The sequence below is a fragment of the uncultured Draconibacterium sp. genome, assembly GCF_913060805.1.
GTDB lineage: Bacteria > Bacteroidota > Bacteroidia > Bacteroidales > Prolixibacteraceae > Draconibacterium.
In genome coordinates this window covers 117854-138595 of record NZ_CAJXTC010000008.1, presented here as the reverse complement: position 1 = coordinate 138595, position 20742 = coordinate 117854, and the positions used below count along the sequence as shown (strand labels likewise).

General features: G+C 39.8%; 18 protein-coding genes. 17 read left to right on the top strand and 1 reads right to left on the bottom strand.

Annotated features, from left to right (window positions below; genetic code table 11):
* Window positions 1-4 precede the first annotated feature (4 nt).
* The 11 genes from QZ576_RS06800 (at window position 5) to QZ576_RS06750 (ending at window position 13463) form a co-directional block, all read left to right on the top strand.
* A complete protein-coding gene (locus tag QZ576_RS06800; RefSeq protein WP_297095389.1) occupies window positions 5-1135 on the top strand; it encodes a BT_3928 family protein in 1131 nt (376 codons plus the stop codon).
* A 445-nt stretch (window positions 1136-1580) separates the two neighbouring features.
* Entirely contained in the window at window positions 1581-2339 is a 759-nt protein-coding gene (gene tpiA / locus QZ576_RS06795) for a triose-phosphate isomerase (RefSeq protein WP_297095388.1), read from the top strand.
* Between the two features lie 202 nt (window positions 2340-2541).
* Window positions 2542-2973 (top strand): hypothetical protein, encoded by a 432-nt coding sequence (locus QZ576_RS06790; RefSeq protein WP_297095387.1) that lies wholly within the window; start codon window positions 2542-2544, stop codon window positions 2971-2973.
* Window positions 2974-3279: 306 nt separating this feature from the next.
* On the top strand, window positions 3280-6090 hold the full coding sequence (locus tag QZ576_RS06785; protein ID WP_297095386.1) for a TonB-dependent receptor: 2811 nt from the start codon (window positions 3280-3282) through the stop codon (window positions 6088-6090).
* A gap of 65 nt (window positions 6091-6155) precedes the next feature.
* On the top strand, window positions 6156-7340 hold the full coding sequence (locus tag QZ576_RS06780; protein WP_297095385.1) for a DUF4876 domain-containing protein: 1185 nt from the start codon (window positions 6156-6158) through the stop codon (window positions 7338-7340).
* Window positions 7341-7403: 63 nt separating this feature from the next.
* Complete coding sequence (locus QZ576_RS06775) at window positions 7404-8978, top strand: DUF6850 family outer membrane beta-barrel protein (RefSeq protein WP_297095384.1); 1575 nt, start codon at window positions 7404-7406, stop codon at window positions 8976-8978.
* Window positions 8979-8997: 19 nt separating this feature from the next.
* Window positions 8998-9882, top strand: a complete 885-nt coding sequence (locus tag QZ576_RS06770) for an ABC transporter ATP-binding protein (protein ID WP_297095383.1) — start codon at window positions 8998-9000, stop codon at window positions 9880-9882.
* Between the two features lie 4 nt (window positions 9883-9886).
* Window positions 9887-10561: a hypothetical protein gene (locus QZ576_RS06765; protein ID WP_297095382.1), complete on the top strand. Its 675-nt coding sequence runs from the start codon at window positions 9887-9889 to the stop codon at window positions 10559-10561.
* Between the two features lies 1 nt (window position 10562).
* A complete protein-coding gene (locus QZ576_RS06760) occupies window positions 10563-11798 on the top strand; it encodes a DUF4857 domain-containing protein (RefSeq protein ID WP_297095381.1) in 1236 nt (411 codons plus the stop codon).
* A gap of 71 nt (window positions 11799-11869) precedes the next feature.
* Window positions 11870-12712, top strand: a complete 843-nt coding sequence (gene prmA, locus QZ576_RS06755) for a 50S ribosomal protein L11 methyltransferase (protein ID WP_297095379.1) — start codon at window positions 11870-11872, stop codon at window positions 12710-12712.
* Between the two features lie 79 nt (window positions 12713-12791).
* Entirely contained in the window at window positions 12792-13463 is a 672-nt protein-coding gene (locus QZ576_RS06750) for a phospholipase D-like domain-containing protein (protein ID WP_297095377.1), read from the top strand.
* Here the strand turns inward: QZ576_RS06750 and QZ576_RS06745 are convergent.
* Complete coding sequence (locus QZ576_RS06745; protein WP_297095374.1) at window positions 13458-13970, bottom strand: metallophosphoesterase family protein; 513 nt, start codon at window positions 13968-13970, stop codon at window positions 13458-13460. The two genes, QZ576_RS06750 and QZ576_RS06745, sit on opposite strands and share 6 nt — an antisense overlap.
* Before the next feature lie 131 nt (window positions 13971-14101).
* On the opposite strand from QZ576_RS06745, the gene QZ576_RS06740 reads away from it, so the two are divergent.
* From QZ576_RS06740 to QZ576_RS06715, 6 genes are all read left to right on the top strand, one after another.
* Window positions 14102-14380: a putative quinol monooxygenase gene (locus tag QZ576_RS06740; protein WP_297095372.1), complete on the top strand. Its 279-nt coding sequence runs from the start codon at window positions 14102-14104 to the stop codon at window positions 14378-14380.
* Between the two features lie 59 nt (window positions 14381-14439).
* Window positions 14440-14934 carry a histidine phosphatase family protein gene (locus QZ576_RS06735; protein ID WP_297095370.1) on the top strand — a complete coding sequence of 165 codons (495 nt, stop codon included), beginning with the start codon at window positions 14440-14442 and terminating at the stop codon, window positions 14932-14934.
* Between the two features lie 257 nt (window positions 14935-15191).
* Window positions 15192-16490, top strand: coding sequence for a cytochrome ubiquinol oxidase subunit I (locus tag QZ576_RS06730; RefSeq protein ID WP_297095369.1), 1299 nt, complete (start codon window positions 15192-15194; stop codon window positions 16488-16490).
* Window positions 16483-17487, top strand: coding sequence for a cytochrome d ubiquinol oxidase subunit II (locus tag QZ576_RS06725; RefSeq protein ID WP_297095367.1), 1005 nt, complete (start codon window positions 16483-16485; stop codon window positions 17485-17487). Before QZ576_RS06730 ends, QZ576_RS06725 begins: the two co-directional genes overlap by 8 nt.
* An 83-nt stretch (window positions 17488-17570) precedes the next feature.
* On the top strand, window positions 17571-18272 hold the full coding sequence (locus tag QZ576_RS06720; protein WP_297095365.1) for a 16S rRNA (uracil(1498)-N(3))-methyltransferase: 702 nt from the start codon (window positions 17571-17573) through the stop codon (window positions 18270-18272).
* A 120-nt stretch (window positions 18273-18392) separates the two neighbouring features.
* Window positions 18393-20729, top strand: a complete 2337-nt coding sequence (locus QZ576_RS06715) for a glycoside hydrolase family 3 N-terminal domain-containing protein (RefSeq protein WP_297095363.1) — start codon at window positions 18393-18395, stop codon at window positions 20727-20729.
* Window positions 20730-20742 lie beyond the last annotated feature (13 nt).

The following is a 20742-nucleotide window of genomic DNA, read 5'->3' as shown; positions in this document are numbered from 1 at the left end:
CCGTATGAATATTGTTAAACAACTCTCACGAATTCTTTTTGGTATTGTTTTTATTTTTTCAGGATTTGTAAAAGGAATCGATCCGTGGGGATCGGCCTACAAATTTACCGACTACTTTAATGCCATGGGGCTCGATTGGATGCTTTGGGCAGCCTTTCCGCTGGGAGTTTTGCTTGCCTTTGCCGAGTTTGCAATTGGTGTAGCCTTTTTGTTTAACTGGCGCATGCGTTTGTTTTCGTGGCTGGGTTTATTATTTATGGCCTTTTTTACGCCGTTAACACTATGGATAGCAATAAAGAATCCGGTTACCGACTGTGGTTGTTTTGGCGATGCACTGGTGATTTCGAACTGGGAAACATTCTATAAAAATCTTGTATTTATTACGTTGGCAATTATTGTAGTAGTTAACCGAAACTGGTTTGCTGATAAAGTAAAAAGTATAGTTCCGGCGATACTTAGTATCGGTGTTTTTATCGTTTATTTTGGCATTGTTTACTATTCGTACAGCCACTTGCCAATTTTCGATTTCAGACCTTACAAAGTGGGCACCAATATCCCGGAAGCAATGAGCATTCCCGACGATGCTCCACAGGAAATCTACGAGAATATATTTTATTACAAGAACAAAAATACGGAAGAGGTAAAAGAATTCACCGAAGAAAATTACCCGTGGCAAGACACCACAAACTGGGAATACTTCGATATGGAATCGAATTTGGTGCAAGAAGGTTACGAACCACCGATCCATGATTTCAGAATTGAATCGCCCGAAGGAGATGATATAATAGACTTCTTTATTTACGACGAGAATTATGTGTTTATGCTGGTTGCTTACGACTTGCATAAAACCAGCACCAAGTCGCAGGAAGAAATAAATACCCTCGCACATTGGGCAATGGACAAAGGATTATCGTTTATTTGCCTCACCTCTACCCTGCAGGACGAAGCCATGCAATTTGCCGATGAGAACGATGCTCCGTACGAGTTCTTTAATTGCGACGAAATTACCTTAAAAACTATGATCCGTTCGAACCCGGGATTGATTGTAATGAAAGACGGCACTATTCTGGAGAAATGGCATTACAACGACATTCCTACGCCGGAAGAAGTTGCAGCCGAATTTGAAATTGAATAAGAAGCTGCGAGTTATTAGTTTTCAGTCGCAGTTGGCAGTTAATTTTACCACAGAGTTACGCGGAGAAATCACGGAGTTTCGCAGAGAAAATAACAGCAGACTGGTGAGAATTACAATTTATCAGTTTTACAATTTAACAATGCTGAGGTTCTAGTATCCATTTACTAGCTGCAAGCCGCGAGTTATTAGTTTGCAGTCGCAGTTGGCAGTCACAGTTAGCAGTTTTACAATTTATCAGTTATACAATTTATCAATGCTGAGGTGCAAGCATCAAGAATCCTGTAACCAATATCCAGTAACCGGCATCCAGCCTCTCATTCTTCCAATGTTAAATAAACAAATAGTTAATAATATTTAAGCATTATTTGCAATGCCCCCCGAATCAATTATTTCGGTTAAATTTGTGATCGATTTTTGAAAATCTAATAAACTAAAATTCAATAATATGAGACAAAAGATAGTTGCAGGAAACTGGAAATGTAACACCAACTTGCAAGAAGGTGTTGAGTTGGCAAAAGCTGTTGACACAGTTGTAGCAAGCGAAGGCGCTGACGATGTGGTTGTTGTATTGGGAGCACCATTTACACACATTACAAAAGTAGTTGACACAGTAAATACCGATAGAATTGGTGTTGCTGCACAAAACTGTGCTGCCGAAGCTAAAGGAGCTTTCACTGGTGAGGTTTCTGCTGAGATGGTAAAATCAACAGGTGCTGAGTACGTAATTTTAGGTCACTCTGAGCGTCGTGAATACTACGGTGAAACAAGCGAGATCCTGAACAAAAAAGTTGCTCTTGCATTAGAAAACGGATTAACTCCGATTTACTGCTGTGGTGAAGCTTTAGACATTCGCGAAGCCGGTACACACAACGAATATGTTGTAAACCAATTGGAAGAAACAGTTTTCCAACTGTCAGCCGACGATTTCAAAAAAATCGTTATTGCTTACGAACCAATCTGGGCAATCGGTACTGGTGTAACTGCCAGCTCTGAGCAAGCACAAGATATGCACGCTAACATCCGCGCTGCAATTACTGCTAAATTTGGTGAAGAAGTTGCTGAAGGAACTTCAATTCTTTACGGTGGTAGCTGTAAACCAAGTAACGCAAAAGAACTGTTCGCCAACAAAGACGTTGACGGTGGTTTGATTGGTGGTGCTGCATTAAAAGCTGAAGACTTTATCGGAATCATCAACGGTTTCTAGGAAGCAATCAAATTACAAAATATATAAAAGCCATTTTCTGCATTATCAGGAAATGGCTTTTTCATTAACAATAAGCTGTTAGCGAGCCATTTTAATTTGAGATTTATTACATTTACCCCCGCTTTTAGGAAACATAGTTTAAGCGGCGATTGTTATTTATAGCAATATCGTATTATTCGTTTTGGTCAAACTTTTTTATTGCATGAAAAAACTGATATTATTAGTCATATTGCTCACCCCACTATGCATTATCAGTTGTAATTCGTCCAAAAATTCGGACGAAATAGCCTCATACACTTACGAAGAGAAAAAAGTTGAAATGAGCGATGCCTTACGGGTAAAAATCCCGGGTTGGGTAAAAGAAGGAAAAATCTGCTACGGGCTGGTAATTCAGGTAACAAAAGAAAGAAAACCGGTAACCGGAAAACCTGTAAAGGCCAAAGTAGTTCAAATCGATGAAAACTCGGTAAAAATGAAAGCCCTTGAAACGGTAATTCTTTACGAAGGACCAGATCGCAACCTGAAAGGAATAAACAAAGGTCAGGTTTGGGACGAAAAAGAAGGCGACCTTTACCTAACTTTTGATGACGCGGTTGAGGTGCTGGAGCAGATGGGGATTTATGGGGTGGAATAACTGCTCATTCCCTTATCATTCATTGTTTACAATCCAGCCCCACCAATTTCGTAATCATTTTTCTACTATCCCATTAATGCACGTAATTTCTTAATGCGATTAAAGTAAAATCGATAAGCTGAATATTGATTATATTTAAAATTTTATATTGAAAGGTTAAAATCGCCATCGAAATGCGTACAAAAGCTGTACATTCGACAAATAATATGATAACTAAGAAAAGTTAGAAGCAGAGGATAGAGAAGTCGTTATCGAATAACAACTATGAACCGGATTTTAAAGCATATAATTACCCTCATAATTACCATGCTACCTTTATATCTGCTAGCCCAAAATACCTATAATTTTTCCGGAGTTGTTGAGAACACAGAAACCAAAGAACACATAGGACTGGTTGCAATTCAGCTAACTGAACTCAATCGATGGACAACATCTGATTTAAACGGTAAATTCAATTTTGATAATATTCCTGAAGGGAAATATACAATACAAGCCTCATGCTTAGGTTTTGAAAGCTATAAAAGTATTGTTGAAATCAGACAAGATATAGAAAACTATAAACTATCCATGCAGGCAAGTTCTCTTGGCCTGGATGAAATTACCGTTGTTGCCCGCGAAAATACCAATTTAAGTTCATCTTCAATCATTGAAAATGCAGCTATCGAACATTCGCAACCCACTAGTCTTACCGATGTTATGCAATTGGTGCCCGGACAGATCTCGTTAAATCCCGACTTATCAAAGGCCAACCAAATAACAATCAGGGATATAAATACCTATTCAGGTGAGGACAAAACCAGGCAGGCGAATGCCAACGACGCCCTCGGAACCGCAATAATTGTAGATGGCACACCAATGGACAACGATGCGAATATGCAGTCGTTAAATACAACACAACAGGGCCAATCCGTTGATTTTTCAACAGCAGGAGGTGGTGTCGATCTTCGTCAAATATCTACCGATTATATTGAATCGGTTGAGGTCATCCGCGGAATTCCATCGGTTCAATATGGAGATTTAACAAGTGGCGCAGTGCTGATAAAAACCAAATCAGGCAAAACGCCTTTTAAAGGAAAATTAAAAGCAGATCCTAAAATTAAACAAGCAGCAATTTCAAAAGGAATTTTGCTAAAAGGTGAAAATAAAGGTGCTATAAATGTTGAATTTGATTATACTCACGCATATGACGATTTACGGCGACCTGCAAGAAGTTATAAACGACTAAACGGACAGTTTGGCTACTCAAATACCTTGTTTAAGAAACACAGGCCACTCAGTATAAATTTTAAAGGAAACTATTTTCAGACAATTGACAATGAAAAGAAAGATCCTGATCAACGTCTGTTGGAACGCCAGCGGGAAAAAGAATCAGGTTTAGATTTGAAATTATATGGAAAATGGTCGCTTCAAAAATGGTGGATTGGCAACATTACTTATAACTTTTCGGGTAGCTTTATACAACAGAATTTTTACAGCTATGCTCTAAATTCATCTCAGGCAACTCCTATTCCAACAACATACACTGCAGGCGAATATGAAGTCAATATTTTGCCTTCAGAGTATTACTCTGAACTTACTATAGATGGCAGACCTTACAATTATTTTGCAACAGTAAAACTCGACTCAAGATTTAAGCTTGGAAGTATGAGCAACTCTGTTATATATGGTTTTGATTGGCGGGAATCCGGAAACAATGGAGCAGGCAGGCAGTACGATTTAAATCAGCCTCCACGAAATGCAATCACAACACGCCCGCGGGCATTTAAAGATATTCCGGCAAGTAAAAAGCTGGCTCTTTTTGCAGAAGACAGAATTAGTTTACCTCTTGGCAATAACACCTTGGAAACTCAAATAGGAATGCGTTACAACAATTTCCTTCCTCAAGGAATTTTCTCGACCAATGGATTTACATCGTTTGAACCACGAATTAATTTCGCTTACCATATCTCTCAAAACCTAACTCTTAGAGGTGGCTTCGGAAAAACATCAAAAACCCCAACCATGTTGCACATGTATCCGGATGCCGCTTACATTGATAAAATAAGCTTTAATTATTATCCACCTGATTCACCCGATTTAATAGTAGCTACAACCGAAATTATTGAAGACACCGGTAATCCTGATTTAAAACCGATGACAAATAATAAATATGAATTGGGTGCTGATTTCAATATTTATGGCATAAACTTTATCCTCACCGGATTTCAAGAAAAAATCAGAAATGGATTTGGTTGGGAAAACCAATACTTTGTAATGAATTACCGCAAATGGGATCAATTGGGTAATGGATTTTTGCCCGCTTTTGAAAATGGTGAAATTACCTATGAGGCAAATGGTGAAATGATGACTTTAGGTTGGGATCAGGAAACGGAATTCGAGAGATACATGTCTCCAAAAAATAACTATAGCGTCGACAAGAAAGGAGTTGAATATGTTGTTAACTTTGGTCGTATAAATCCGATAAAAACAGAACTCATGGTTGACGGTGCGTATTATCACATAAAAAGATCGAGGCATGCAGTTCCAGTAGTGGAAAGAATTACTTCTTCTTACCAGGGAGATTATTTCCCGTACCTATCGGTATTACCGGGCAACTCCGGGACCATTTCACAACGTTTAAATTCGAATTTCAGAACAATCACTCATATTCCTGAATTAAAAATGATCTTTTCGCTCAACCTACAAACGATTTGGATGAATAAGTCTGAAAGCTTCTGGGAAAACAGTTCAGGATCACCTGTTGCTTATACGAGAGGAGAAAATAACGACAAATTATACGGGCAGTTTCCTGCCGGAGAAATTATTTATGTAGATCCTGTAGGTTTTTACGATATGGATATGCAATACCACGAATGGCAGGACAATTACTCGTTTGAAGCTCCCTACTCAACGATGGTAGAAAGACAAGAAGATGATTTTTACGACCAGGAATCGTATCCAATAAACTGGCAACTGAATTTAAAATTGACCAAGGAATTTGGAAAATTTGCGAAGTTGTCGTTTTTTGCGTACAATGTGTTTAATCACCGGCCACTATATAAAAGTAAACGAAGTGGGAATTACACCAGGTTAAATCAAATTGCCTACTTCGGAGCAGACCTAACATTTAATTTGTAAATATTAAAAACCGATTTATAGATCATACCATGAGAAAATTTGCACTTATATCCTTATGCTTACTAATGGGTTTATTTCTAATAAACTGTAAAGATGATGTCACCCCCAGCTATTTAATTACGGTAAAAGTCAATTATCCTGATGGATTTTCCGTAACTGATTTCCCTGTAGATGCTGTCGTTACAGCTACTAATACAAATAACACAAGAACGACTACCTTATCGGTCACTTCTGATGGTTATGCCATTTTTGAATTGGTAGAAGGAAATTACACTTTTACAACAAGTTTTGTTGCTAACGACAACGATGGAGAGGAATACATTTTTAACGGTATCATATCCAACTACTCTTTAATCTCCGAATCGGAGGTTACAATGGATCTTATTTTAGTAGATAATACCGGAGGTTTTATATTCAAAGAAATCTATTATGCTGGTTCGGTAACTGATGAAGATAAAGGTTATTATTCCGACCAGTTTTTTGAAATTTACAACAATTCGGGAGATACATTATTCGCTGATGGATTGTGTATTGCTCTTCATGAATCAACCTCAACTTCATCACTAACCGCCTGGGTTGACGATAATGGAGAATTGCTTGAAAGAATTCCCTTAACTTTTCAAACATGGATTGTACCGGGAGATGGAATGGAACATCCAATTCTGCCTGGAGAAAGTTTTATTATTGCTCAGGATGGGATTGATCATCAAACCGATGAAATTGGTAATCCCAATTCTCCTGTCAACCTGAGCAACGCAGACTGGGAAACTTACGTCGAATCTTCTGGTAAAGACCTGGATGCTTCTGCAGTACCAAATCTAACATTGGTATACACTACAATTACAACTATATATGACTGGACTGCTTCCAGTTTAGGTCCTGCATTAGTACTTTTCCGACTCCCCGATAATGACTGGATGGATTATGTTTCTGATGCTAGCAATTTCATGACAAAACCAGGAAGTTCAAGATCAACAGAATACATGATGATTGACAGATCATTTGTTGTTGACGCAGTAGAATGTGCTAAATTTGATGCAGAAGAGGTCTACAAACGTCTGCCTGCCGAATTAGATGCCGGCTATACTTATATTGAAGCTGGTAATAAATCCTCATTATCTGTTCGACGTAAAGCAAAAATGATTATCGGTAACCGTGTAATTTATAAAGACACCAATAACTCATCGGAAGATTTTCTGCACGATTTAACTCCAACACCTGGTGTAAATCCAACAAGCGTAGAAGAATAAACCAGAAAAACGTGGAACCATTTGCACTAACAAACAGTTGAAACTTTTAATGTTTCGTTTGAGATGACTAAACTTCAAATCGTACTTATTATGATTTTATCCTTCTTTACAGCAGAAAGGATTTTTGCAAATAATGCGACAAAGGATAGTACATTTTCTTTCAATACATTAAAACTGTTTCAGCTAAAAAACCAATGGCTTAACAGTGGTAATATTGCCGGATTAACTTTTAACGCTAACGAAAACATTGGGGAAGTTTTTGGAGAATACAATTTGGCAGATGGAGATTACAAAAGAGTACGGGAGGCTTCTCATATTGAAAACTACTCACTTTCTTCGGAAAGTTACCTGGTTCTAAATGATACCTATTTCTATGGGAATTTAGCCTATCAAAATAGCGATGAAACGGGGAATTTGTATACCGGGCTTTTTAATCCATACAGAGGAAATCCATACGTTATTGGAGATTCCATTCCCGGAGCCAATATTCATAAAGAAGCTTTTAACCTTTCAGGGGGTGTCGCAAAAAAACTAACTAATATACTGTCGTTTGGACTCTTGGCAGATTACCACATTGGTAAAAGTGCAAAACAAAAAGATCCGCGACCACGAACCGTGATTACTGACTTTTCACTTCGACCATCAATTATCATCCATTTTCCAAACAAAAGTTTGGGTTTTGACCTGGCCTACCGTAACAGAAAAGAAGATATTGACTACCTACAGGTGGTGACAGACGATCCCGATCCTACTTATTTTATGTTTAAAGGAATGGGCTTTTACTCGTCGGAAACGGGACAAACAAAATCGCGATTTTACAATCAGAATAACATATCAGCCGGAACACAGCTTGACACAAAACTTAATGGATTTAGCTCGTTAACAGAAATCAGAGCAACATACAGCAAAGAAATTACAGAAGACGGAACGACCACAATAAAAAAAGCTGATGCCGGCGACTGGAAAACTTTTACAATTGCGCTCAATCAGCAGTTTACTAGACATACTCAATCGGCCATTCAGAAAATTACCTTTCGCTCCTCGTATTTCGATGGAGATGGGATAGAATACATACAGGATGCTATTCTAAATGATGACAAACAAACGGAATACATTACATTATCAAAAAACCTAAAACTGAATAGGAAAGAGTTTGATGCCGCTTTAGAATATAAGTATTTAAAGTTGTACAACCACGAACAAATAAACTGGGAAAGCCGAGTTTACGCTCATTACAAATTAAAAAAGGAAAAGTATTATTACATCCCTGAGATTTTTAATGCCGACTATTCAAACCTTGAACTGGGTGTAAATTTTGAAAAAGACTTTTACTTTGGGAAATTCCTTTTGGCTCCGGGAATCGAACTTGATTATCGTTACAACTTAGATCAGGAACTAAATCTTTCAAGCGACGAAACAATTACCCGCCGGCAAAACAAACAACTTTATATCCATGATTTTGAATACGAAACAGCCGATTGTTTCAATGTTTCTCCGCAATTTTATTGTGGATACAAATTGCCAAAATCGGAAAGTATTGACGAACTATTTCTAAAAATCAGATACGAATTCCGGGAAGTAAACGATTCAAATGAAAACGTAGGAATCTTAACTGCAAAATTGGGCTTTATGTTCTAATAGAAATAAACGTAAACAGATGAATGCAATTGAATGTAAAAACCTCACCCATTATTACGACAAAAAGCTGGTTTACGAAAACCTGAATTTTAGCGTAAAGGAAGGAAGTATTCTGGGGCTTTTAGGCAAAAATGGTACTGGCAAAACCACTACCATTAATATTTTAAATGGTTTTCTGCAACCGCAAAACGGCGAGTGCCTGATTTATGGAGAGAATACTCAAAAACTATCCCCGCAAAACAAGGCACGAATTGGTTTTCTTATCGAAGGGCATGTTCAGTATGCGTTTATGAACATTCATCAAATCGAGAAATTCTATTCAAAATTTTACCCAAAATGGGATAATGAGCCCTATTGGGAACTTTTGTCAAAACTGCAGGTTTCACCTAAACAAAAGATCTCAACAATGTCGTGTGGACAACGTTCGCAGGTGGCACTCGGTCTGATTCTCGCGCAAGATCCGGACTTACTTATTCTCGACGATTTTTCAATGGGCCTCGATCCCGGCTATCGACGTTTGTTTATCGATTACCTGCGCGAATATGCCAAAGAAAAGAACAAAACCATTTTCACCACTTCGCACATTATTCAGGATATGGAACGTTTGATCGACGATTTGCTGATTATGGATTTTAACCGTGTGTTGGCGCAACGCGATGTGAAATCGTTTATGCAGGAATTTAAACAGTTTTACCTGGAACTTGAAAATCCGACCATCGATATTTCAAACGAAGATTTTGTGGTAAATAGCGAGAAGGTAAGCAACAAGCTGGAACTCTACACTTACGAATCGGAAGATACAATCCTTAACTTTTTGAAAAACAACGGAATTGCACATAAAAACTTTCGACAAGTAGAGATGGGATTGGAGGATGCATTTATTGGACTAACCGGGAAATACTAGCAAAATGTGGAAATCGATACTATACAAAGAATGGCTAAAAATCAGGTGGTTTGCAATTATTTACGCAGCACTTGGGGTTCTAGTTGTTGGGAATATTTTTCTAAAAGTACAGCACGATTTTGAATTCAGCCAAGCGGCAAACTATTGGTATAGCATCCTTTTCCAGGGAAATCGGTTTTACGAATACAGTTTATTCAAGTTTTTGCCTCTTGTTGGAGCCTTGGTTATTGCTATGGCACAGTATTTCCCCGAAACCGTAAACAAACGAATTAAACTTACTTTCCATCTGCCTTTAAACGAAAACAAGGCATTGTTGGTAATGATGTTTTTCGGGGCTTTTTGCTTATTAGCGATCGCCGCGGTTATCATGCTGCTTTTTACTTTATTGAGTTTGGCTTATTTTCCTGCCGAGATCATTCAATCGGCATTAATTTCAGTCGTTCCCTGGTTTTTGTGCGGATTTGTAGTTTATTTTTTAACCGCATTAATCGTGTTGGAACCGGTATGGAAATATCGTTTTTTATACCTTTTAGTAGCTGCTACTTTTGTGCCCATTTACCTTCAAACAGCTGCCGCCGGAGCCTACTCTCCTGCTCTTCCGCTGTTAATCGTGTTTGGGGTTCTGTTATCTGTTGCCTTGTTGTTTTCGGGATACCGATTTAGAAAAGGAGAAATGTAATATGGTAAAATTCAGCAGATATATTTTAATTTTTGTAGCCATTATTGGTTTATCGATTTTGTTGCCACAATTCTACCGGGTGGCGTTCGAAAAATCCACAAGAGCACCATTTATTCAATACAGCTGTATCGATCATGATTTTATGATATTTCGATCGGATGCCGATGTTAAATGGACGAATTCGAAAGGGACAAAACTAACGCGCGAAGTATATGAGAAGAAACTGCCCCTAATGTATACGCGGCAATTGGTTATGAATGAAACGATGCCCGATTCAATTAACGGACAGAAAATTAATGTTCAGCACACCAGCACTTTTCGGTCAACCTTCAGGATAAAACCTGACGAGCTTCATGCTCCGAAACCCATGCTTTATCCTTTATTTGAATCGCAATCGGGCCGTGCAAACCTTGAGATGCCCGGCAATTTTTTCCGCATCACCTGGCGCATGGAATTTATCGATGCCAAAACCAACAATATTTTGGAAGAAAAAAGCCGGATGTTCTCGGCGGTACTCTACAAACGAGGATTTAAGTTCCCCGCAAAATCGATCAACGGCATTCCAACCACCCGGAAATCGTGCGACGAAGGATATTTGGTAATCGATTCGGCCGACCAGCTCTTCCATATAAAAATGACCAAAGGCGTGCCTTTTGTCCGAAAAGTTGATCTTCCTGAAGGAATGAAATTCAAAACCATCCAGTGTGTTGATTTTAGCGACAAACTTTATTACGCCTACCTATTTACCGAAAATAACGAGCTATACGTGTTAACACCATACGATTACATGCTGGAAAAATTTGATGTGGATGATATTAATCCCGATGAATACGAGATCAGAATCTACGGTGATTATTTTAATTTTAATGTGATAACAATTAGCAACGATTTTGTCAGAACGCAGGCTTTAAACCGCGATCATAACAAGGTTGACGAATATATGGAAACCCGCCCAACCTTCGAACAGCAACCCGAGGGTAAAATTGCACAGTTTCTGTTCCCTGCTCAGCTAAAAATGAAGGATGATAACTCAAGCTATGTAAATTTCTTTCTAAAAATTAGCAAATCATATAGTTGGCTATTTACTAGTCTGTTGCTGATTGTTGTACAATACTTCATTATCCGGCAGCGCAAGAAAAAATTCAGAACAGAAATTATTGATCTGTTGATTATTGGAATTACCGGAATATTTGGTTTTATCGCCGTAAATATCTTTCCCAATAAATTTATCGATTAAAGTAGAAGCGGACTTCTGACAACACGCATCAGTGGTCGTTTTTTTATACCTTCGCCACAAATATCACACAAATGGATTACCAAAAAATAAGTATACAAATTGCCCCTTTTCAAGAGTGGTTGCGCGATGTTTTAAATGCTCAACTAGCCGAAATTGGCTTTGATAGTTTTGTGGAAACCGAAACAGGTTTCGAAGCATTTATTCCGGCTACTGCTTTTTTCGGAGAAAGCCTGAATGAGGTTCTGGAAGGTTTCTCAGGCGATTTTTCCTTTGAAGTAGAATCAGAATTTATTGCCGATCAGAACTGGAATGAAGAGTGGGAAAAGAATTACTTCAAACCATTGGTAATTGGTGGCGAATGTATGATTCGAGCACCGTTTCACACGGAATACCCCGAAGCAAAATATGAAATTGTGATTGAGCCCAACATGGCTTTTGGCACCGGAAACCATGAAACAACGGCTACAATTATCGAATCAATTCTGCAAAACGATCTCACTGGAAAAACGATTCTGGATATGGGGTGCGGAACCGGAATTCTCAGCATTTTGGCTTCGATGAAAGGTGCGAAACAAATTACGGCCATCGACATTGACAAATGGTCGTACGAAGGAACTCGGGAAAATGCCGCCTTGAATAATATCACAAATATTGATGCCAAACTGGGCGATGCCAGCCTGCTTGGAAATGAAAAGTTCGATTTGATTTTTGCCAACATTCATAAAAATGTATTGCTAAACGATATGGAAGCTTATAACGCGGTACTGAACGATGGCGGGACGTTAATTATGAGTGGTTTTTACACTGAAGACATTCGGGATATAAAAGCAAAAGCAGAAAGCCTTGGAATGAAAGATGCCGGTTTTGTGGAAAAAAATAACTGGGTAGCACATTCTTTTATTAAACCTGAATAATAAAATTGAGAAATTGCAAAACTGTAAAATTGTATAATTCAGCTTTTGCCTTTTTACTTTCTACTTTTAACTAAAATATATGCAAGACCTTTTTAATTACTTTGTTAAGCGCTGTGATTCGTTAGTTGAAAACGAAGTGCCGAATTCGATCATCGGCAGACTGAAAAGACTCAATCGTAAAGACAGAGAAGCACTTAAAAAGATGCTGATTGAAAAGGGCAAAGAGTTGGAGGCATCTGGTCATAATCATGTTATTTCGTGGTTAGAAACCTGCATCACCCTGATAAACGAGCATGCGTTTCACTTTAACCGTGTATTTTTTAGTCCGGGGAACGATATTAAAAATGAGATTAAAATGCTGCTCGATCATGCTTCTCACACCGTTGATTTGTGCATTTTTACCATTACCGATAACGACCTGGCACGTAGAATAATTTCGTGCCATAAACGCGGTGTAAAAGTGCGGATAATTACCGACGACGAAAAAATGGAAGATAATGGCTCTGAAATTGCCAAACTTGCCGAGGCCGGAATTCCTGTAAAAATCGATCATTCGCATTATCACATGCACAATAAATTTGGCATTATCGATAATAAAATTGCAATTACTGGCAGTTTTAACTGGACTTACACCGCCACCAAACACAATCAGGAAAACCTGGTGGCTACTACAAAGTATGAGATTGTAGAACAATACTACGAAGAATTTAACCGCCTCTGGAAAGAGCTATACGATTTCAAGGTATCATAATTTCGGTACCGCTTCATGCCGCGGTAACTCCCAAATTTCAAGATCACGAATTTCTTTTCCGTCAATCACAAAACGCAGGGCAGTGCACACTTTATGAAAACCTTTGTAACCCGCAGCTCCCGGATTCATGTGCAAAAAATTGAGTTTTTTATCAAAGATCACTTTTAAAATATGCGAGTGCCCGCTAATAAAAAGATCCGGCGAATTGGTATAAATATCCGGTTTTACGTAGCGCTCGTAACGCCCCGGGTAACCACCAATATGCGTTATCCAAACATCCACCTCCTCGCATTTAAAACGCTGATGCATCGGATGAACAACACGAACATCCTGCCCGTCAATATTTCCGTAAACACCACGCAAAGGTTTAAATTCTGCTAAACGATCTGCAGTTTCTATATTTCCAAAATCGCCTGCATGCCAAATCTCATCCACCTTGTCGAAAAAAGTATAAATACGCTCGTGAATAAATCCGTGTGTGTCGGATAACAGTCCAATTCGTCTCATTAAAATTTGTCTTATTGCTACAAATTAAGTTAAATTTGTTTTAGACAACTTCTACAGCTTAATAAAAACCGAATTTACCTTTTCATAATTCCGTTTTGAGCGGGAAGATCCATATAAATAAAACGAACAGGATGATTACAATTGTAGCCAAATTTATAGTACACAAAGGACAGGAATCAGCATTTTTAAAACTCGTTGAAGAATTGGGAGAAGCATCGCGCGCCGAGGATGGAAACATTGAATATGTTTTGTATAAAAAAGTGGACGATCCGTTAACGTATTGTCTGATTGAAAAATGGAAAGACCAGGCTGCAATCGATCTTCACAACAATACTCCGCATTTTACAAGTACTGTTCCTAAAATTGTAGAATTGGCAGAAGTTAGCATTGACCTTTACGAACCGGTTTAAAAATGGCTAATCAGGCCGCTGCTCCACTTTGTTTTAGCTTCGGTCTCTAATTTATATATATGAAACAAGTAGTAATCGTACGACATGGCAAAGCCGTACCTTACGGGTACGAAGATGATTTTACGCGCGACCTGCGTGAACGTGGTAAAAACGACGCGAGACTGGTAAGTCAGGACCTGAAAAAACAAGGGGTTGTTCCGGATACCATTATTTCCAGCCCTGCCAAACGTGCGTTTAAAACGGCAATGATATTTGCCGAAAACCTCGACTTCAAACGCCAGGACATTATTACTGTTGAAGATATTTACGACGGACTTAGCACCGACGAATTTCTGGACCTAATACACAAACTGCCACCGAGTTCAAACACGGTATTCTTTTTTGGGCATAATCCGGGCTTTTACTACTACGTGTGCAATCTACTCGAAGAGTTTTACAGCGACATGCCAACCACATCAACCGTTGGAATAAATTTCGATGTTGAGAGCTGGGAAGAAGTGGAAGCACGAAGCGGGAAACTGGCATTTCATCTTGTTCCACGAATGTTTAAATAGGTGCTTCTAAATCTTTAGTTTTAAACTTTAGTTTATTAAAAACAACGAAACATCCTGTTATTGCTCATTTATATTTTCTAAATTAGCATTAAAGTTTCGTAGTTTCTCGATTCTATATACCAATCAATCAACATATTGGATCGAATTGCTTATGTAGAATGGAGAAATCGACAAAAAAACTCAAACTACAAGAGGAAATTGTTGTTAAGAATGGCATACAATGTAAACAGAAAATAGAATAAAACATGGATGAATTTATGGCCGCTAGAATGCAAATGGCCGTTTCGTTAGGATTTCACATCGTATTTGCCTGCATAGGAATGGTAATGCCGTGGTTTATGTTTGTTGCCGAGTGGAAATGGCTGCGAACAAAAAATCAGGTTTATCTCGATTTGGCAAAAGCCTGGGCAAAAGGTGTGGCAATATTTTTTGCCGTTGGTGCCGTTTCCGGTACCGTATTATCATTTGAGTTAGGTATGTTATGGCCCACGTTTATGAAACACGCCGGGCCAATTTTCGGGATGCCCTTTTCGTGGGAGGGAACAGCTTTCTTTGTGGAAGCCATCGCGCTCGGCTTGTTCCTGTACGGCTGGAAACGCCTGAACAAATGGGTTCACCTCTACACCGGAATGGTAGTTGGGATTTCCGGTGTGTTATCAGGAATTTTTGTGGTTTCGGCCAATGCATGGATGAATGCTCCGGCAGGTTTCGACTGGATTGACGGACAAGCTTTTAATATCGATCCGGTGAAGGCCATGTTCAACAAAGCATGGTTCTCGCAAGCGCACCACATGACGATTGCAGCTTTTTCTGCAACAGGATTCGCAGTGGCCGGAGTTCATGCCGTTTTATACATGAAAAACAAACTGGAGATTCACGCCAAAGCTATTACCATTGCACTTGCTTTTGCATCAGTTGCTGCTTTTATTCAACCCATAAGTGGCGACCTGGCTGCTAAAAACGTTGCCAAACTGCAACCTGCAAAACTGGCCGCTTTCGAGTCGCATTTTAAAACAGAGGAAAAAGCATCACTAATAATCGGCGGAATTCCTGACGTTGAAAACCGCGAAGTAAAATACGCCATCAAACTGCCGGGCTTCCTGAGTTTCCTGGCGCACGGCGATTTTAATGCCGAAGTAAAAGGGCTGGAAGAATTTCCGGAAGAAGAATGGCCACCGGTACCGATTACCCACTATTCATTCCAGTTAATGGTTGGAATTGGGATGTTTTTAATGCTGATTGCTGCCCTGTTCTTCGCCGGAACCTACAAATGGAAACACTGGTTTGAAAAGAAATGGTGGCTGCGTTTGCTCACCATTGCCACTCCGCTCGGGTTTATCGCTGTTGAAGCCGGCTGGATAGTTACAGAAGTAGGTCGCCAGCCATGGATCATTTACGGCATTATGAAAACGAAAGATTCCTTGACACCAATGCCGGGCATACAGTACACTTTTTACACCATTACAGCGGTTTATGTCATACTAACTTTTGTAGTTACCTGGCTGTTGAGCCGCCAAATACAACTCTTACAATCAAAATATCTGAAAAATGGCTGAAGCTAATCTCATAATATTGGTTATTTGTTTAATGCTTTACGTTTTACTTGGCGGCGCCGATTTTGGCGGTGGCATTCTCGAACTTTTGTCGAGAGGTAAAGCATCAAAAATCGTATCACGTGCCATTGCCCCGGTTTGGGAAGCTAACCACGTGTGGCTAATTTTGGTAGTGGTAATCCTGTTTGTTGGATTTCCATCGGTTTATTCCACGGTTCTTACGGCATTACACATTCCTGTGCTTTTGGTGCTGCTTGGCATTATTGCCCGCGGATCAGCATTTACATTCCGCCATTACGATATTGATGAAAAAACGCCGAAAGCTATTTATTCGGCCATATTTCGTTACTCCAGCGTATTCACAACTTTCTTTTTAGGAATTACGGTTGGAGGACTGATTCTGGGTGAAATATCACTGGATTATCAACTTGGATTTTATGCTGTTTACATCCACCCGTGGTTAAACTGGTTTTCGGTAAGCATGGGTTTGTTTATGGTTTTGTTATTTGCCTTTCTGGCGGGAATTTTTACCGTAAGCGAAATTGAGGACAAAGACTACATCATCTACTTTACCCGAATGACTAAACGTCTGATGATCTCATTGGTTGTAATGGGAGCAATTGTGTTTGCAACGGCCAAAGTTGCCGGTCATCCGCTGTTGAAAGACTTTATCAACTCTCCCATCAGCGTTGCCTGTATTGTTATCGCCACACTGGCATTGCCGGCATTTTGGTATTTTCTGAATAAGAACAAAGGCAACTGGCTGCGATTAACCGCCGGGCTTCAAACCACGCTAATCGTTACCGGATGGTTTGCCATTCAGTTTCCGGTACTGGTAAAAACAAACAGCGGCCACGATATTACCATACAGGCAGCAAAGGCCCCCGAACAAGTTCAAATGTTCTTACTAATTGCGTTGATAGTTGGAGTGTTGATCATTTTCCCGGCAATGGGATTTTTGTACAAAACGTTTAAGTTTAGCGAAGAACCGGACTCGTAATTTACCTTTATGCTTGTTCCTGAATTAGAAAAAATCAGAATAACATTTTTACTAACTTTGGCACTTGAAAAAGTTTTGAATCCATGCAATTATTTTATGTCCCGACTATTTCAGGTGCCGAAGTTATTTTAGATGAAACCGAATCGAAACATGCCGTTCGTGTGCTTCGCTTAAAAGAAGGCGACGAGATTGAGCTGGTAGATGGTAAAGGAGGATTCTTCAAAGCAAGAATTCAGAATGCAAATCCCAAAAAATGCCAACTCAGTATTATTGATTCGCAAACTGAATTCGGCAAAAAAGATTTTCATTTACACATTGCCATTGCTCCCACTAAAAATATCGACCGCACGGAGTGGTTTCTGGAAAAATGCACCGAAATTGGGATAGATGAGGTCACTCCTCTCCTTTCGGAACATTCGGAACGTAAAGTGATAAAACCAGAGCGTTTGGAGAAAATCCTGGTTTCGGCTATGAAACAATCGGTGAAAGCTTATTTACCAAAATTAAATGAACTGACTAAACTTTCCGACCTTTTAGAGCAAGCCACTGAAACAAAAAAATTCATCGCTCATTGTAACGAGGGCGAAAAACCGCACCTAAAAAACGAGGTCAATTCCGGCGACAACGTGCTTATTCTGATTGGTCCTGAAGGCGATTTTAGTCCCGAAGAAGTGGAACTTGCCTTGGAAAATGGGTTTGAAGCTATCTCGTTGGGAAATGCTCGTTTACGCACAGAAACAGCCGGTGTAGTTGCCTGCCATATTGTAAATCTGGCCAACGATTGATCCGGAAATCCGAATTGTCAATATTTCCTTAATCATACAACTGTTCTGCTCAATTCCGCTCAAAATCTAACTGTAATCTGTATTTTTACAGCGTAATTTTAATACGATAAAACGATAGCTATGGGGTTCAGGATTCTTTTTTGTTTGCTGTTGATGGGTAGTATTGCAAATGCCCAACCAGCAAAACCCGTTTATAAGAATAATCAATATTCAGTTGAAGAACGAACACAGGATCTGCTGAACCGCATGACTCTGGATGAAAAATTGGGACAGTTGCTTTGCCCGATGGGTTGGGAAATGTATGAAAAGAACGGCAGCGAAGTTAATGTTTCCGAAACCTTCAAAAACATGCAAAAGGAAAAGCAACCCGGGATGTACTGGGCCACTTTCCGTGCCGATCCATGGACTCAGAAAACGCTAAAAACAGGACTTTCTCCCGTGCAGGCTGCTGAAGCGGCAAACGCCCTGCAACAATACCTTATCGACAATTCACGACTGGGCATCCCGGTATTTTTAGCTGAAGAAGCTGCCCACGGACATATGGCAATCGGAACAACTGTTTTTCCAACCAGTTTAGGACAAGCTGCCACTTTTAACACCAAATTGATGGAAGAAATGGGACAGGCTATCGGTGCTGAAATACGTGCACAGGGCGCCCACATCGCCTACGGTCCTATTCTCGATTTGGCTCGCGATCCGCGTTGGTCGCGAGTTGAAGAAACTTTTGGAGAAGATCCAATCCTGATCGCACAAATGGGAAGTGCCATGGTTAAAGGCCTTGGCTCTGGTAATCTCTCACAAGACAACAGCGTAATTTCAACACTAAAGCATTTTGTTGCTTATGGTGTGCCGGAATCAGGAATTAACGGAAATACATCGATTGTGAGCCGCCGCGATTTGCTGGAGAACTATTTCCCACCGTTTAAAGCCGCTATCGACGCCGGAGCTTTGTCTGTAATGACATCATACAATTCTATCGATGGCATTCCGTCAACCATGAACAAAGAATACCTGACGGATATTTTGCGCAACGACTGGGAATTCAGAGGTTACACGGTTTCCGATCTGTTTAGCATTGAAGGAATTGCCGGCTCGCATTACATTGTAAAAACGGCCGAAGAAGCTGCATTAAAAGCCATTGAAGCCGGAACAAATGTCGATTTGGGCGGACAAGCCTACGTAAGACTTAAAAACGCTGTTGAGCAAGGTATTCTTGATGAAAGTATTGTTGACTCGGCAGTGTGTCATGTAATTCGTTTAAAATTTGAAATGGGACTTTTTGATCATCCGTTTGTTGATCCGCAAAAAGCTACAGAAATAGTTCATAATTCCAGACACATTGAATTGGCAAGAAAAATGGCACAACAATCGACTGTGCTACTCGAAAATAAAGGTGGGATTTTACCTCTTGCCAAAAACGATATAAAAGTGGCCGTTGTTGGTCCCAATGCCGATATGATGTACAATCAGCTGGGCGACTACACTGCACCTCAACCGGCCGAATCAGTGGTTACCGTTTACGAGGGTATTGTGAATAAACTGGGAACTGAAAACGTACTGTACGAAAAAGGATGTGCCATTCGCGACACCACACAATCGAATATTCCAGCCGCAGTAGCTGCTGCAAAAAATTCGGATGTGGTTGTGGTTGTGGTTGGCGGATCCAGTGCCCGCGATTTCAGTACCGATTACAAAGAAACAGGTGCCGCCATTGCCAACAGTGAAGTACTTAGCGATATGGAAAGTGGCGAAGGCAACGACCGTTCGACACTTACTTTAATGGGCGACCAGATGAAACTGCTGGAAGCTATCAAAAAAACGGGCAAGCCTATGGTTGTCATCTATATTCAAGGACGCCCGCTAAATATGAACTGGGCTGCCGAAAATGCCGATGCATTGTTAACAGCCTGGTATCCGGGGGAACAAGGCGGTAATGGTATTGCAGATGTATTGTTTGGCGACTATAATCCGAGCGGACGACTGCCCGTAACAGTAGCTGCAAGCGTTGGCCAGTTGCCCAATTATTACAACAAAAAGAATCCGAAAGCGCATAACTATGTAGAAGGAAGTTCTGCTCCTCTTTACGCTTTTGGTTTTGGGAAAAGTTATACCTCGTTCAGCTACGAAAATATGAGCCTTGAAGAAAGCGATGAGAACGATTTCAACGTTTCGTTCAACCTGAAAAACACCGGGGACTTTGATGGAACTGAGATTGTTCAGCTATATCTGCGCGACGAATATGCATCAACAGTTCGTCCGATTAAACAGCTTATCGATTTTAAACCGATCTTCCTGAAAAAAGGAGAACAAAAACAGGTAAGTTTTACGGTTGAGAAAGATCAGCTCAGCATAATAGACGTCAATTACGAACAAGTTGTTGAGCCGGGCGATTTTAAACTGATGGTAGGTACCGCCTCAGACGATATTCGCTTGCAGGAAACAATAAATGTGAAATAGCAATCTGTTAATT

Bases quoted from the DNA above. Each gene is read 5' to 3' on its own strand.
- QZ576_RS06800 (WP_297095389.1), top strand. From the start codon at position 5: ATGAATATTGTTAAACAACTCTCACGAATTCTTTTTGGTATTGTTTTT.
- tpiA (WP_297095388.1), top strand. From the start codon at position 1,581: ATGAGACAAAAGATAGTTGCAGGAAACTGGAAATGTAACACCAACTTG.
- QZ576_RS06790 (WP_297095387.1), top strand. From the start codon at position 2,542: ATGAAAAAACTGATATTATTAGTCATATTGCTCACCCCACTATGCATT.
- QZ576_RS06785 (WP_297095386.1), top strand. From the start codon at position 3,280: ATGCTACCTTTATATCTGCTAGCCCAAAATACCTATAATTTTTCCGGA.
- QZ576_RS06780 (WP_297095385.1), top strand. From the start codon at position 6,156: ATGGGTTTATTTCTAATAAACTGTAAAGATGATGTCACCCCCAGCTAT.
- QZ576_RS06775 (WP_297095384.1), top strand. From the start codon at position 7,404: ATGACTAAACTTCAAATCGTACTTATTATGATTTTATCCTTCTTTACA.
- QZ576_RS06770 (WP_297095383.1), top strand. From the start codon at position 8,998: ATGAATGCAATTGAATGTAAAAACCTCACCCATTATTACGACAAAAAG.
- QZ576_RS06765 (WP_297095382.1), top strand. From the start codon at position 9,887: ATGTGGAAATCGATACTATACAAAGAATGGCTAAAAATCAGGTGGTTT.
- QZ576_RS06760 (WP_297095381.1), top strand. From the start codon at position 10,563: ATGGTAAAATTCAGCAGATATATTTTAATTTTTGTAGCCATTATTGGT.
- prmA (WP_297095379.1), top strand. From the start codon at position 11,870: ATGGATTACCAAAAAATAAGTATACAAATTGCCCCTTTTCAAGAGTGG.
- QZ576_RS06750 (WP_297095377.1), top strand. From the start codon at position 12,792: ATGCAAGACCTTTTTAATTACTTTGTTAAGCGCTGTGATTCGTTAGTT.
- QZ576_RS06745 (WP_297095374.1), bottom strand. From the start codon at position 13,970: ATGAGACGAATTGGACTGTTATCCGACACACACGGATTTATTCACGAG.
- QZ576_RS06740 (WP_297095372.1), top strand. From the start codon at position 14,102: ATGATTACAATTGTAGCCAAATTTATAGTACACAAAGGACAGGAATCA.
- QZ576_RS06735 (WP_297095370.1), top strand. From the start codon at position 14,440: ATGAAACAAGTAGTAATCGTACGACATGGCAAAGCCGTACCTTACGGG.
- QZ576_RS06730 (WP_297095369.1), top strand. From the start codon at position 15,192: ATGGCCGCTAGAATGCAAATGGCCGTTTCGTTAGGATTTCACATCGTA.
- QZ576_RS06725 (WP_297095367.1), top strand. From the start codon at position 16,483: ATGGCTGAAGCTAATCTCATAATATTGGTTATTTGTTTAATGCTTTAC.
- QZ576_RS06720 (WP_297095365.1), top strand. From the start codon at position 17,571: ATGCAATTATTTTATGTCCCGACTATTTCAGGTGCCGAAGTTATTTTA.
- QZ576_RS06715 (WP_297095363.1), top strand. From the start codon at position 18,393: ATGGGGTTCAGGATTCTTTTTTGTTTGCTGTTGATGGGTAGTATTGCA.